A 13939-nucleotide genomic window follows, 5' to 3' on the forward strand; every position below is an offset into this window, starting at 1 on the left:
CTCAATAAATACGATCTTTATACCGCCACAGGCGGCAACGAACGAGTAGCAATACGATGAGTCTGAACCTGGTAAGTGAACATTTGCTCGCAGCGAACGGCCTGAGCCATCAGGACCTGTTCTCCATTCTTGGTCAACTGACCGAACGCCGTCTCGACTACGGCGACCTTTATTTCCAGTCGAGCTATCACGAATCCTGGGTTTTAGAAGACAGCATCATCAAAGATGGCTCTTACAACATTGACCAGGGCGTCGGCGTCCGCGCCGTCAGCGGCGAGAAAACCGGTTTTGCCTATGCGGATCAGATTAGCCTCGCCGCACTTGAGCAGAGCGCGCAGGCGGCGCGCACCATTGTGCGTGATACCGGTGATGGACGTGTGAAAACGCTGGGAGAAGTGCAGCACTCTGCGCTCTATACCAGCATCGATCCGCTGCAGAGCATGAGCCGTGAAGAGAAGCTGGATATTCTGCGTCGCGTGGACAAAGTCGCCCGCGCGGCGGATAAACGCGTGCAGGAAGTTTCTGCCAGCCTGAGCGGTGTGTATGAACTGATTCTGGTGGCGGCAACCGACGGCACTCTGGCGGCTGATGTCCGCCCGCTGGTGCGTCTCTCCATCAGCGTGCAGGTCGATGAGGACGGCAAACGCGAGCGCGGCTCAAGCGGTGGCGGCGGTCGTTTTGGCTATGACTGGTTCCTGGGCGACGTTGACGGTGAAGCGCGCGCTGACGCGTGGGCAAAAGAAGCCGTGCGTATGGCGCTGGTGAATCTGAATGCCGTCGCGGCACCGGCGGGGTCATTCCCGGTTGTGCTGGGTGCCGGCTGGCCGGGCGTGCTACTGCACGAGGCGGTGGGCCACGGTCTGGAAGGCGATTTTAACCGTCGCGGGACGTCCGTGTTCAGCGGTCAGATCGGGCAACTCGTTTCCTCTGAGCTGTGCACCGTGGTGGATGACGGCACCATGCTTGATCGTCGTGGCTCGGTGGCTATCGACGATGAAGGTACACCAGGTCAGTACAATGTGCTGATTGAAAACGGCGTGCTGAAAGGCTACATGCAGGACAAACTCAACGCGCGCCTGATGGGCGTCGCGCCGACGGGCAACGGACGTCGCGAATCTTACGCGCACCTGCCGATGCCGCGCATGACCAACACGTATATGCTGCCGGGCAAATCCACGCCGCAGGAGATTATCGAATCCGTTGATTACGGTATCTTTGCGCCAAACTTTGGCGGTGGCCAGGTGGACATCACCTCCGGTAAGTTTGTCTTCTCTACCTCAGAAGCGTACCTGATTGAGAAGGGCAAAGTGACCAAAGCGGTGAAAGGTGCGACGCTGATTGGCTCCGGTATTGAAGCCATGCAGCAGATCTCGATGGTCGGTAACGATCTGAAGCTGGATAACGGCGTGGGCGTCTGCGGTAAAGAGGGCCAGAGCCTGCCGGTGGGCGTGGGCCAGCCAACGCTGAAAGTGGACAACCTGACGGTAGGCGGCACAGCCTGACCTGAATCGGCATAAAAAAATGGCGCTACTGATGTAGCGCCTTTTTTCTAACGTAAGTTACCCAGCGGGATCTCCGGATCCGGCTCGTGTGTGATGCGGTTACGCAAGTCACGACGAATAATTTCGATCGACCAGAACCAGACCAGATGGCCTACGATCTCTGAAACGTGTTCATACCACGGCAGCTCAAACAGCGGCGGCGTCAGCCCCATCAGCGGGAAGGAGATCATATGCACAAAGAGCTGAGCTAACGCACCCGCCAGCAAACCCTGCCAGAGTTTAATTTTCGGGAAGACTTCAGCCACGACACAATAGCCAACAGCGAAGACGATTGAGAAAATAATATGCGTCACGCCAACCCAGTTAAATATATGTCCGGCAAATGTATAAACTGCCGCGTTAGGATCAACAACGCCCAGCCAGTCGCGTAAAAATACATAGGGAGGGTTTAAAAAATTGCGGGAACAGTCAATCTGGCTTGCGGCTCTTATTAATTGCTCGGGTCCACATGCGCCGGTGAATAAGTCGGTGGGGCTGCGTGGCGGAAGCGGTACTTCGGCTCCCCATTTGACAAACGCGGAGACAATCCCTGCAATTAAACCGATGAACGCGGCGAGTCCATAGCGCCTGCGTGAAGGCGGTGTTTGTTCAAATAGATTCATTTCTTTTCCTTGTTTAACGTCATCCTGCGGAATACATTTTATTATTTATATCAGCAACAAATTAATAACAGTCTGACGAGCAGACTGCATATAAAGTAATGGGCTGGTAGCGGCAGTGTCAATTCTCTATTCCTGATAGTGGCGAAGGAATATTCCTGAATCAACAAGGGATTCATCCTGGGAATATTCATTGCTCCTATGCGTTCAGAAATAAATTGATTATTCCTTTCTTCTTCCCCGCATCCCCTGAAACAGCTCCGCCACGTCCACAAAATACTCGGTCAGATAGTTAATACACACCTGGACTTTCAGCGGAAGCTTGTCTTTTTCGGTATACAGGGCGTACACCGGACGCGGATCGGACTGGTAGCGCGGGAAGAGGATCTCCAGCACGCCGCTGTTGATCTCGTTGATCACCCACATCAGCGGCACGTAGGCGATCCCGGCGCCGGCTACCAGCCAGCGCGAAATGGTCATCGGATCGTTAGTGACAAACCGTCCTTCCGGCAGCAGTCGGGTGGAGATCCCCTCCGGGGCAATCAGCTCAAATTCATTGTCTGGCCGCACGCTGTACTCCAGCCACGAGTGGTTGGTGAGGTCGGCGGGTTTCTCCGGCACACCGTACTGGGCCAGATAGCTCTTCGAAGCGCAGACAACCATCGGCATGCTGCCCAGCCGACGCGAGAACAGGCTGGAATCCTGCAGCGCGCCGACGCGGATCACCACGTCCAGACCGTCGGCTATCAGATCCGGCGCCGGGATACCCGTCACCAGATTAACGGTAAGCCCGGGATACTCTTTCAGCATATCCGCCGTCATGGCAGCGAGAACATTTTGTGCCATAGTTGAAGAACACCCGATGCGCAGCGTGCCGATGGGAGTGTTGTTGAAGGCGTAGAGCTGTTCGTGAACATCCTGCACTTCCAGCAGCATACGGCGACAGCCCTGATAGTAAATTTTGCCCGCTTCCGTCAGCCCAATGCTGCGGGTGCTGCGGTTGAGCAGCTTGACCTGAAGCTCATCTTCCAGTTTAGACACCGTCTGGCTGATGGATGAGACGCTCATCTGAAGCTGGCGTGCAGCGGCGGTAAAGGAGCCCAGTTCAACCACTTTGGCGAAGACTGACATGCGTTTTAAACGTTCCATTGTTCACTCTGGCTTAAAAGTGATTTAGATCACATATTATAGATAACAGCATAACAGTTACGTTAATATATTATTTATTACATAACGGCTGCGCCATTCTCGCCCGGCGTTTCTTGCTCTCCTGCGATGGCGTGCGCTAAAAAATTCTGAAGCCTGCACTCTCTCTAATCAAGGTCAACATGAGTCTGTTTCCCGTTATCGTGGTGTTCGGTTTGTCCTTCCCACCGATATTTTTCGAGCTTCTTTTATCACTGGCGATCTTCTGGCTGGTGCGCAAGGTGCTGGTCCCTACCGGGATCTACGATTTCGTCTGGCACCCTGCATTGTTCAATACCGCGCTGTATTGCTGCCTGTTCTACCTGATATCGCGCATGTTTGTCTGAGGTTGATGTGAAAACGCTAACAAGAAAAATCTCCCGCACTGCCATCACCATGGCGCTGGTTATCCTCGCCTTCATCGCTATTTTCCGCGCCTGGGTCTATTACACCGAATCACCGTGGACGCGTGATGCACGCTTCAGCGCCGATGTGGTGGCGATCGCCCCTGACGTGGCCGGTCTCATCACGGCGGTCAACGTACACGATAACCAACTGGTGAAAAAAGATCAGGTTCTGTTCACCATCGACCAGCCTCGTTACCAGAAAGCACTGGAAGAGGCGGAAGCGGACGTGGCCTATTACCAGGCGCTGGCTGCGGAGAAACGCCGCGAAGCTGGCCGCCGTAACCAGCTTGGTGTTCAGGCAATGTCCCGTGAAGAGATTGATCAGTCCAACAACGTGCTGCAAACCGTGCTGCACCAGCTGGCGAAAGCACAAGCAACGCGCGATCTGGCGAAGCTCGATCTGGAGCGTACCGTGATCCGCGCACCGTCTGATGGCTGGGTGACCAACCTTAACGTCTATGCCGGGGAATTTATTACCCGTGGCTCAACCGCCGTGGCGCTGGTGAAACAGAACTCCTTCTACGTACTCGCCTATATGGAAGAGACCAAGCTGGAAGGCGTACGTCCGGGCTACCGGGCAGAAATCACGCCGCTGGGCAGCAACCGCGTCTTTAAAGGTACCGTCGACAGCGTCGCCGCAGGGGTGACCAACTCCAGCAGTTCGAACGATGCAAAAGGAATGGCAACGGTGGATTCCAATCTCGAGTGGGTACGTCTGGCCCAGCGCGTGCCGGTCCGTATCCATCTGGACGAACAGCAGGGCAACCTGTGGCCTGCGGGTACCACGGCGACGGTGGTGATTACCGGTGAAAAAGATCGGGATGCCAGCCAGGACTCGTTCTTCCGTAAAATCGCCCACCGTCTGCGCGAGTTTGGTTAATCGCTATGGGCATCTTTTCCATCGCCAGCCAGCACATTCGCTTCGCCGTGAAGCTGGCGTGTGCCATTGTGCTGGCGCTGTTTGTTGGCTTTCACTTCCAGCTTGAAACCCCTCGCTGGGCAGTGCTGACGGCTGCGATTGTCGCGGCGGGACCGGCCTTTGCTGCGGGTGGGGAACCCTATTCAGGCGCGATCCGCTATCGCGGAATGTTGCGTATTATCGGGACGTTTATCGGCTGTTTTGCGGCGCTCACCATTATTATTCTGATGATCCGCACGCCGCTGCTGATGCTGATGGTGTGCTGTATCTGGGCGGGCTTTTGCACCTGGATCTCGTCTCTGGTGAAAGTGGAGAACTCCTACGCCTGGGGGCTGGCGGGCTATACCGCGCTGATTATTATCATCACCATCCAGTCCGAGCCGCTGCTGGCTCCGCAGTTTGCGGTGGAGCGATGCAGCGAAATTGTCATTGGTATCGTGAGTGCGATTGTCGCGGACCTGCTGTTCTCCCCGCGCTCCATCAAGCAGGAAGTCGACCGTGAGCTTGACGCGCTGATTGTTGCTCAGTACCAGCTGATGCAGCTCTGCATCAAGCACGGCGACAGCGAAGAGGTGGATAAAGCCTGGAGCGGGCTGGTTCGCCGCACGCAGGCGCTGGAGGGGATGCGCAGCAATCTTAATATGGAGTCGTCACGCTGGGCCCGCGCTAACCGTCGTCTGAAAGCCCTTAATACGGTCTCGTTAACGCTGATTACCCAGGCGTGTGAAACCTATCTGATTCAGAACACGCGCCCGGAAGCGGTCACCGATACCTTCCGCGAACTGTTCGCCGAGCCGGTGGAAACGGTGCAGGACGTGCACAAGCAGCTGAAGCGTATGCGCAGGGTGATCGCCTGGACAGGGGAGCGCGACACGCCAGTAACCATCTACACCTGGGTCGGCGCCGCGACGCGCTACCTGCTGCTGAAACGCGGCGTGATCGGGAATACCAAAATCAGCGCGGCGGAAGAAGAGGTGCTGCAGGGCGAAGTGGTGATCAAGGCGGAATCCGCCGAGCGCCATCACGCGATGGTTAACTTCTGGCGTACGACGCTCGCCTGTATGCTCGGCACGCTGTTCTGGCTGTGGACGGGCTGGACGTCCGGCAGCGGCGCGATGGTGATGATTGCCGTCGTGACCGCACTGGCGATGCGTCTGCCTAATCCGCGTATGGTCGCTATCGATTTCCTTTACGGCACCATTGCCGCCCTGCCGATAGGCGCGCTCTACTTTCTGGTCATCATCCCGTCGACGCAGCAGAGCATGCTGTTGCTCTGTATTAGCCTGGCGGTAATGGCGTTCTTTATCGGCATTGAAGTGCAAAAGCGACGTCTGGGATCGCTGGGGGCGCTGGCGAGTACGATTAACATCATTGTGCTCGATAACCCGATGACCTTCCATTTCAGCCAGTTCCTCGACAGCGCGTTAGGTCAGCTGGTGGGCTGTTTCCTGGCAATGATGGTGATTCTGCTGGTCCGCGATAATTCGCAGGCAAGAACGGGCCGCGTGCTGTTGAACCAGTTTGTGTCGGCCGCCGTGTCGTCGATGACAACCAACACCGCGCGCCGTAAAGAGAACCATCTGCCCGCGCTCTACCAGCAGCTGTTTTTACTGCTGAACAAGTTCCCGGGCGATATCGGCAAGTTCCGGCTGGCGCTGACCATGATCATTGCACACCAGCGTCTGCGTAACGCACCGGTGCCGATCAACGACGATCTGTCGGCCTGGCACCGACAGCTGCGTCGTACCGCTGACCACGTGCTTTCCGCCAGCAGTGATGACAAACGACGTCGCTACTTTACGCAACTGCTTGAAGAGCTGGATATCTACCAGGAGAAGCTTAAAACCTGGGACGCGCCGCCACAGGTGACCGAGCCGGTAGGACGGCTGGTGTTTATGCTGCATCGCTACCAGAATGCCCTCACGGATAGCTGACCGAAGTAAAAAAACCGACGCCAAAAGCGTCGGTTTTTTTGTGGCTATACTTATTCCAGCACGTTCTTACATTTCAGGAAGGGAGGACACATGACGACCCAGGCGCTTCAGGATCACATCCTTTTTCAGACCGGTTATCTGGTCAACGGAATCTGGAAAACGCTGGACACGACCTTCGATGTGCTTAACCCCGCAACCGGGGAAGTCATCGCGAAAGTCGCCAAAGCGGGTAAAGCACAAACCGAAGACGCTATCGCAGCGGCCACCAAAGCCTTTCCGGCCTGGCGTGCCAAAACCGCAAAAGAGCGCTCGGCGATTCTTTATCGCTGGTACGAACTGATCATTGAGAATAAAAGCTGGCTCGGGCAGTTAATGACCACCGAGCAGGGTAAGCCGCTGAAAGAGGCCGAAGGCGAGGTGGAGTACGCTGCCAGCTTTATCCAGTGGTTTGCCGAAGAGGCCAAGCGCGCGAACGGTGAAATTATTCCGCCGATCAAACCCGGCTCGCGCATTCTGGCGACCCGTGAACCCATTGGCGTGGTCGCGGCGATAACACCGTGGAACTTCCCGATGGCCATGCTCACCCGCAAGTTAGGCCCGGCGCTGGCTGCAGGGTGTACCGGTGTGATAAAACCGGCCAATAACACGCCGCTCAGTGCCTTTGCGCTGCTTACCCTGGCAAAACAGGCTGGTGTGCCCGACGGCGTGCTCAACGCCGTGGCCGGGAATACGCATGAAATCAGCGATGCGATCATGGCAAGCCGCGACGTGCGTAAAATCTCCTTTACCGGCTCGACCTCCGTCGGCAAAACGCTGGTGCGTAATGCTGCCGAAACCATGAAGAAAGTCTCGATGGAGCTGGGGGGAAATGCCCCGTATATCGTTTTTGAGGATGCAGACATCGACGCGGCGGTGAAGGGGGCGATTGCCAACAAGTTTCGCAATGCCGGGCAGGTCTGCGTCAGCGTGAACCGTTTTTATATTCAGGAAACCGTCTACGACAAGTTTGTGAATAAACTTGCCGATGCCGTGAAGGCGCTCAAGGTGGGGAATGGTCTTGACGAGGGCGTTGTTGTCGGGCCGCTGATTGAATCTGCTGCGGTCGACAAGGTCCGTGAGCATGTCGACGATGCCGTCTCTCGAGGGGCAACCGTACTGGCAGGGGGTAAGCCCCATCCGCTTGGCGGGAATTTCTGGATGCCAACCGTGCTGGGCGACTGCCATGAAGGCATGAAGCTGGCAGAAGAAGAGACGTTTGGCCCGGTTGCGGCATGTTTCCGTTTCACCTCGGAAGATGAAGTTATCCAGCGTGCCAATAACACGCCCTATGGGCTTGCGGCTTACTTCTATACCCAGAATCTCTCACGTGTTTTCCGCGTTTCGCAGGCCATCGAGAGTGGGATGATCGGCATTAACGAGTGTGCCGTCTCCACGGAGCTGGGGCCCTTTGGCGGCGTAAAAGAGTCAGGCCTGGGTCGTGAGGGCTCCGTGCTGGGCCTGGAAGAGTACCTGGAAGTGAAAACCCTTCACATCGGGGGATTATAATAGACAGGGCGGCATCTGCCGCTCGCCTGGACTGGGTGGCTGGCAATGAAAACCTATACTTTTGATTTTGACGAGATCGACAGTCAGGAAGACTTCTACCGCGAATTTATCCGGGTGTTTGATCTTGAACGGGAAAGCGTGACGAATCTGGATACGCTGTGGGACGTGGTGACCGGGAGTTTGCTGCCGCTACCGCTGGAAATTGAGTTCATCCATTTGCCCGATAAGCTGCGCAGACGCTTTGGCGCACTGATATTACTGTTCGATGAAGCGGAAGAAGAGCTGGAAGGGCAGCTGCGTTTTAACGCGCGGCACTGAATGAAAAAAGCCCCTGACCATGAGGCCAGGGGCAAGTCGTATGATGAGATACGACGAGGGTTTATTTATACAGTTCTGCAGTTGCATGCCAGTGGTCACCCTGATTCAGTTCGGTGACGCGATAGCTGCTGGCACCTGCTTTTTCAGCTTTGGCAGCCAGTTCGTGACGGATATCCATCGGAGAGCCGGTAACAGACGTCACGGAGATGCTGCCCATAGGCTGCAGATTTTGTGCCTGGTCGGCATTCACCTGCTGCACGGCTGCGCTTGCGCCGAAAGAGAGAACAGATGCCAGACCGAGGGTTGCGATGATCAATTTGGTTTTCATAGTCTTTACTCCTGTATAGGGTTTTTGCTCAACGGCGAGAAGGGTTGAACCACTATTTTTATGCCTGGTGCCGTTGAGTGGAGATTTACGTTTTCAGTTATTGCTCAAACTTATTTGTACAGCTCAGCGGTGGCGTGCCAGTGGGCACCAGAACGCGCTTCGATGATGCGGTAGGATGACGCACCCTTTTCTTCCGCTTTTTTGTTCAGCATCTCACGCATGTCCATTGGCGATGTGCCGACCGCGCCGACAGAAACCGTACCGATGGTCTCGCGTGATTGCGCCTGATCAGCATTGATAGCGTCAGCCGCGAAAGCACCGAATGACAGGACAGACAGGACGCTCAGCGCCGCTACAGTTGATTTGATTTTCATGATTTTTACCTCGTCGAATTTTTTAGTGGGGTCTTGTTTCGTGACCCTCATCACAAAATCAAGTATACACTAATAACGGTAAAAATTAATACCAGACTAATGGTTTCTATTGTTATTACGTGTTAACCACTCAGTTTTTTATAACCAAATTGCATAATATTGGGCATTTTTTTCGCATTTATGTTGGTTATATCTAATAAAATCATATGGATATCAGCTTTTGATTTTTTGTGCGATTTTTTGATTTGGCATTCACCAGATGAATGTTAATGGGCGGTAAAAAGCACTATTTGTCAAAGTCAGGGGCAGTGGAAAAGAGGGGGAAACGGCGTGGGGGCAGAACGATCCCCGCAGCGGCGCTACGGGGAAAGGGGATTAGAGTTCCTGTTCGAACAGAACCAGAATCGCTTCGTGGAGATCTTTAACGGAGAAACCGCTAGCCGGCGTGGTAAAGATGGTGTCATCGCCGGCGATAGTCCCGAGGATGCCTTCTGTTTTACCCAACGAGTCCAGCATGCGGGCAATCAGCTGTGCGGCTCCAGGGCTTGTGTGGATCACCACAACGGCGTCGTTGTAGTCGATATCCAGAACCAGATTCTTCAGCGGGCTGGAGGTGGTCGGCACGCCAAGTTCAGCCGGCAGGCAATAGACCATCTCCATCTTGGCGTTACGAGTACGCACCGCGCCAAATTTCGTTAACATGCGGGAGACTTTCGACTGATTGATGTTATCGAAGCCTTGTTCCTGCAGCGCCTGAACAATTTCTCCCTGAGAACTGAATTTCTCTTCTTTAAGTAGCGCTTTAAACGCCTTGACTAATTCTTCTTGCTTAGACGAGCTTCGCATAAGTCACCCGGAATATGACGATAGAAACAACATTATTATGCATGTGGATGAATTTTTATGCAAATTATCTACTCAGCGCCAGGCTGAAATAATGTTATGAAAGGGAGTGATTTTATCAGAATTCGTTATCAGAAAACATGCCTGGGTCACGCCGCGCAAATAAGCTTAAAAGTAAATTAAATGTTATCAAAATGATGTTGTTTTGGTGGCGGCGCAGGGTGTATTGTAACCACCTCTTAATTCGTCGCCGTCTGTCGTCAGAGCGTCTTCTGAAGAGAGATAAAGTCGCGTGACCTCAAATTCTTTAGCTACGAAAATTGTAATTATTTACTTGCTGAATTATGGTCGCCGCAACGGATTTACAGATACTTAAGTTAACCATAATAAGGAGTTTAGGATGAAAGTCGCAGTCCTCGGCGCTGCTGGTGGTATCGGCCAGGCGCTTGCCCTACTACTGAAAACCCAACTGCCTTCAGGCTCAGAACTCTCCCTGTACGATATTGCTCCGGTAACCCCAGGTGTGGCGGTTGACCTGAGCCACATCCCAACTGCTGTAAAAATCAAAGGCTTCTCCGGTGAAGATGCGCGTCCAGCACTGCAGGGTGCCGACGTGGTGCTGATTTCTGCAGGCGTGGCGCGTAAGCCAGGCATGGATCGTTCAGACCTGTTCAACGTCAACGCGGGCATCGTGAAAAACCTGGTGCAGCAGATTGCAGAAATCTGCCCGAAAGCATGCATCGGTATCATCACTAACCCAGTGAACACCACCGTTGCAATTGCGGCAGAAGTGTTGAAGAAAGCGGGCGTTTACGACAAAAACAAACTGTTCGGCGTGACCACGCTGGATATCATCCGCTCCAACACCTTCGTTGCTGAGCTGAAGGGCAAACAGCCAACAGAAGTGGAAGTGCCGGTCATTGGCGGTCACTCTGGCGTTACCATCCTGCCTCTGCTGTCGCAGATCCCAGGCGTAAGCTTCACCGAGCAGGAAGTGGCTGACCTGACCAAACGCATCCAGAACGCGGGCACCGAAGTGGTGGAAGCGAAGGCGGGTGGCGGTTCTGCAACCCTGTCTATGGGCCAGGCGGCTGCACGTTTCGGTCTGTCACTGGTTCGCGCGCTGCAGGGCGAGAAAGGCGTTGTTGAATGCGCTTACGTTGAAGGCGATGGCGAACACGCTCGCTTCTTCTCTCAGCCGCTGCTGCTGGGTAAAAATGGTATCGAAGAGCGTAAATCCATTGGCAAGCTGAGCGCGTTTGAACAACACGCGATGGAAGGCATGCTGGATACGCTGAAGAAAGATATCACCCTGGGTGAAGAGTTCGTTAACAAGTAATACGAACCGTCTCCTGGCAAAAAAACGGAGCTTATCGCTCCGTTTTTTTATGCCTGTCAGTTCGTTGCCGGGTATTCCTGAATGGTGACTTGCAGCGTCAGTTTCTTATCGTTGCGCATGACTTCAACAGGGATAATAGAGCCCGGGCGAATTTCTGCCACCTGGTCCATCGTCTCCAGCGCAGAAACCGCTGGCGTGCCGTTGACCGACACAATGACGTCATTGACCTGAATCCCCGCGTTGGCCGCCGGACCCCCTGGCGCCACCTCGTTCACCACGATGCCCTGGATCTGATCGATACCGCCACCCTGGGTATGCATCGGCGCAATTTCGCGGCCACCGATACCGATATAGCCGCGGATCACGCGTCCGTCGCGGATCAGCTTATCCATAATTTTGGTCGCCAGCTGGAACGGAATGGCAAAGCCGATCCCTTCCGGCGTCTCACCGTCGTTACTCTTATCGAACGACAGGGTGTTGATGCCCATCAGTTCGCCCAGCGAGTTGACCAGCGCACCGCCGGAGTTACCGTGGTTGATGGAGGCATCGGTTTGCAGGAAGTTCTGCCGCCCGGAGGGATTCAGACCAATACGGCCGGTCGCGCTGATGATCCCCTGGGTGATGGTCTGGCCCAGGTTGTAAGGGTTACCAATCGCCAGGACGACGTCGCCTATATGCGGGGTACGTTTACGGTTGATCGGGATGACCGGCAAACCGCCCGTGGCGTTAATCTTCAGGACGGCGAGGTCGGTCAGGCTGTCAGAGCCAACGAGTAACGCCTCAAACACGCGGCCATCCTGCAGGGCGACGATGATCTGGTCGGCATCGTTTATCACGTGCTTGTTGGTAATAATGTAGCCGCGCTCGTCCATGATCACGCCGGAGCCGAGGGTGCGGATCTCCAGCTGGTTGTGGGCTGAGGTATTCAGGCCACGGTTATAGACGTTAACCACGGCAGGTGCGGCTCGGCGGACGGCCTGATTATAGGTTGCCGGTGTTTCATCCGTGCTATCGAACTGGGGAGCCGACAGTTTATTGAACTGACGTAAAGACGGCAGCGCCAGCAGCAGCAGGCCAGCGACAATCAAACCGATGACAATAGAACGTAAGAGCTTTAAAAGCATGATGCGCGTGTCGTTAAAAAAGGAACGATTTGCAGCATAACATGAGTTATCCGGACATCACACGCAGCGGTGATGTCCGGGTCGCAAATGCTTAGCGCAACAGAATATAGATAGACTCATTGCCGCGCATGACCTGCAGGGCAATAACCGCTGGTTTACTCTCCAGCACCTTGCGTAGTTCGGCAATGGACTGCACGCGATTGCGGTTTACGCCAATGATCACATCTTCCTGATGCAACCCGGCCTGAGCAGCAGGGCTGCTCTTTTCAACGGTGTCGATGCGAATGCCTTTCGTACCGTCCTTCAACTGTCCATCGCTCAGCGTCGCACCCTGCAGCGCCGGGGCGATCAGCTCCGCACTGGCAGAGGAGGAGGTGCTCTTATCCAGCGTCACTTCAACGTTCAGCGGTTTACCGTCACGGATCAGACCCAGCTTCACTTTGGCGCCGGGTTCGGTGGTGGCTATCCGCGAGCGCAACTCGGCAAAGCTGCTCAGCGGCTTGTCGTTGAGGCTGACGATCACATCGCCCGATTTGATACCTGCTTTTGCCGAGCCGGAGTTTGGCAGCACTTCACTGACAAACGCCCCGCGCTGAACGTTGATGTTGAACGCTTTTGCGATATCCGCGCTCATCTCCATACCTTTAATACCCAGCAGCCCGCGTTTGATTTCACCGAACTGAATGAGCTGCTGTGCCAGCGTTTTGGCCATGTTGCTGGGAATCGCAAAACCGATCCCAATGCTGCCGCCGCCCGGGGCCAGAATCGCCGTGTTGATCCCAATCAGCTCACCGTTAAGGTTGAGCAATGCCCCGCCGGAGTTCCCGCGGTTGATTGAGGCATCGGTCTGGATAAAGTTTTCCAGCCCTTCCAGATTGAGGCCGCTACGTCCCAGCGCGGAGACGATCCCGGAGGTGGCGGTTTGCCCTAAGCCAAAGGGGTTGCCTACGGCGACGGCAAAGTCGCCGACGCGCAGTTTGTCGGAATCAGCGATGGCAATCTGGGTCAGGTTGCTCGGGTTTTGCACCTGCAGCAGCGCGATGTCGCTCTGGTCATCGCCGCCAATCAGTTTGGCATCAAATTCGCGGCCATCGTTTAGCTGGACGCTGATTTTATCGGCCTGGCTGATGACATGATTGTTAGTCAGAATATAGCCTTTTGCCGCATCGATAATGACGCCAGACCCCAGGCCTTCAAAAGGCTGGGCCTGCTGGTCGGGAGACTCATCGCCAAAATACTTCTTCAGTTCTTCAGGGACGCGTTGGCTTTGTACCGCCGTGCCTTCAACCTGAACGCTGACGACCGCAGGCAACACTTTTTCCAGCATGGGTGCAAGGCTTGGAATGGCAGCCTGGCTAGGCACCTGGGAGGGAATGGCGGCAAATACAGGAACGGACGCCGAGAGAGATAACCCGACACTTAACGCGATAGCGCTCAACAGCTGGTTTTTTTTCTTCATCGA

Annotated in this window: 14 protein-coding genes; 7 read left to right on the forward strand and 7 right to left on the reverse strand. The window is 54.8% G+C overall.

All coding sequences use genetic code 11. The features are described 5' to 3' along the window. Positions 1–56: 56 nt before the first annotated feature. Positions 57–1502 (forward strand): metalloprotease TldD, encoded by a 1446-nt coding sequence (gene tldD / locus F3J31_RS11460; RefSeq protein WP_045910133.1) that lies wholly within the window; start codon positions 57–59, stop codon positions 1500–1502. A gap of 47 nt (positions 1503–1549) precedes the next feature. Here the strand turns inward: tldD and F3J31_RS11465 are convergent, their stop codons facing one another. Then, positions 1550–2164: a YagU family protein gene (locus F3J31_RS11465; RefSeq protein WP_032642433.1), complete on the reverse strand. Its 615-nt coding sequence runs from the start codon at positions 2162–2164 to the stop codon at positions 1550–1552. Between the two features lie 219 nt (positions 2165–2383). Further along, positions 2384–3310: an HTH-type transcriptional activator AaeR gene (gene aaeR / locus F3J31_RS11470; protein ID WP_023309395.1), complete on the reverse strand. Its 927-nt coding sequence runs from the start codon at positions 3308–3310 to the stop codon at positions 2384–2386. 179 nt (positions 3311–3489) lie between these two features. On the opposite strand from aaeR, the gene aaeX reads away from it, so the two are divergent. From aaeX to F3J31_RS11495, 5 genes are all read left to right on the forward strand, one after another. Then, positions 3490–3693, forward strand: coding sequence for a p-hydroxybenzoic acid efflux pump operon protein AaeX (gene aaeX / locus F3J31_RS11475; RefSeq protein WP_003860416.1), 204 nt, complete (start codon positions 3490–3492; stop codon positions 3691–3693). A gap of 7 nt (positions 3694–3700) precedes the next feature. After that, on the forward strand, positions 3701–4633 hold the full coding sequence (aaeA, locus tag F3J31_RS11480; RefSeq protein WP_023309394.1) for a p-hydroxybenzoic acid efflux pump subunit AaeA: 933 nt from the start codon (positions 3701–3703) through the stop codon (positions 4631–4633). A 5-nt stretch (positions 4634–4638) separates the two neighbouring features. Then, positions 4639–6606 (forward strand): p-hydroxybenzoic acid efflux pump subunit AaeB, encoded by a 1968-nt coding sequence (gene aaeB / locus F3J31_RS11485; protein ID WP_048225154.1) that lies wholly within the window; start codon positions 4639–4641, stop codon positions 6604–6606. A 90-nt stretch (positions 6607–6696) separates the two neighbouring features. Further along, positions 6697–8151, forward strand: a complete 1455-nt coding sequence (locus F3J31_RS11490; protein ID WP_032664520.1) for an NAD-dependent succinate-semialdehyde dehydrogenase — start codon at positions 6697–6699, stop codon at positions 8149–8151. Between the two features lie 45 nt (positions 8152–8196). Continuing rightward, positions 8197–8469, forward strand: coding sequence for a barstar family protein (locus F3J31_RS11495; protein ID WP_008502839.1), 273 nt, complete (start codon positions 8197–8199; stop codon positions 8467–8469). A gap of 61 nt (positions 8470–8530) precedes the next feature. On the opposite strand, the gene yhcN (F3J31_RS11500) is transcribed toward F3J31_RS11495, so the two are convergent. From yhcN (F3J31_RS11500) to argR, 3 genes are all read right to left on the reverse strand, one after another. Continuing rightward, positions 8531–8797 (reverse strand): peroxide/acid stress response protein YhcN, encoded by a 267-nt coding sequence (yhcN, locus tag F3J31_RS11500; protein WP_008502838.1) that lies wholly within the window; start codon positions 8795–8797, stop codon positions 8531–8533. A gap of 110 nt (positions 8798–8907) precedes the next feature. After that, positions 8908–9171, reverse strand: coding sequence for a peroxide/acid stress response protein YhcN (gene yhcN / locus F3J31_RS11505; RefSeq protein ID WP_045910130.1), 264 nt, complete (start codon positions 9169–9171; stop codon positions 8908–8910). 375 nt (positions 9172–9546) lie between these two features. Beyond that, complete coding sequence (argR, locus tag F3J31_RS11510) at positions 9547–10017, reverse strand: transcriptional regulator ArgR (protein WP_008502836.1); 471 nt, start codon at positions 10015–10017, stop codon at positions 9547–9549. 397 nt (positions 10018–10414) lie between these two features. Between argR and mdh the strand changes: the two genes are divergently transcribed. Continuing rightward, positions 10415–11353, forward strand: a complete 939-nt coding sequence (gene mdh, locus F3J31_RS11515) for a malate dehydrogenase (RefSeq protein ID WP_045910129.1) — start codon at positions 10415–10417, stop codon at positions 11351–11353. Positions 11354–11409: 56 nt separating this feature from the next. Here the strand turns inward: mdh and degS are convergent, their stop codons facing one another. Further along, entirely contained in the window at positions 11410–12477 is a 1068-nt protein-coding gene (gene degS, locus F3J31_RS11520; RefSeq protein WP_008502834.1) for an outer membrane-stress sensor serine endopeptidase DegS, read from the reverse strand. 91 nt (positions 12478–12568) lie between these two features. After that, positions 12569–13936 (reverse strand): serine endoprotease DegQ, encoded by a 1368-nt coding sequence (gene degQ / locus F3J31_RS11525; RefSeq protein WP_167213213.1) that lies wholly within the window; start codon positions 13934–13936, stop codon positions 12569–12571. Positions 13937–13939 lie beyond the last annotated feature (3 nt).

Origin of the sequence: Enterobacter sp. Acro-832 (assembly GCF_011752745.1) — a bacterium.
GTDB lineage: Bacteria > Pseudomonadota > Gammaproteobacteria > Enterobacterales > Enterobacteriaceae > Enterobacter > Enterobacter quasiroggenkampii.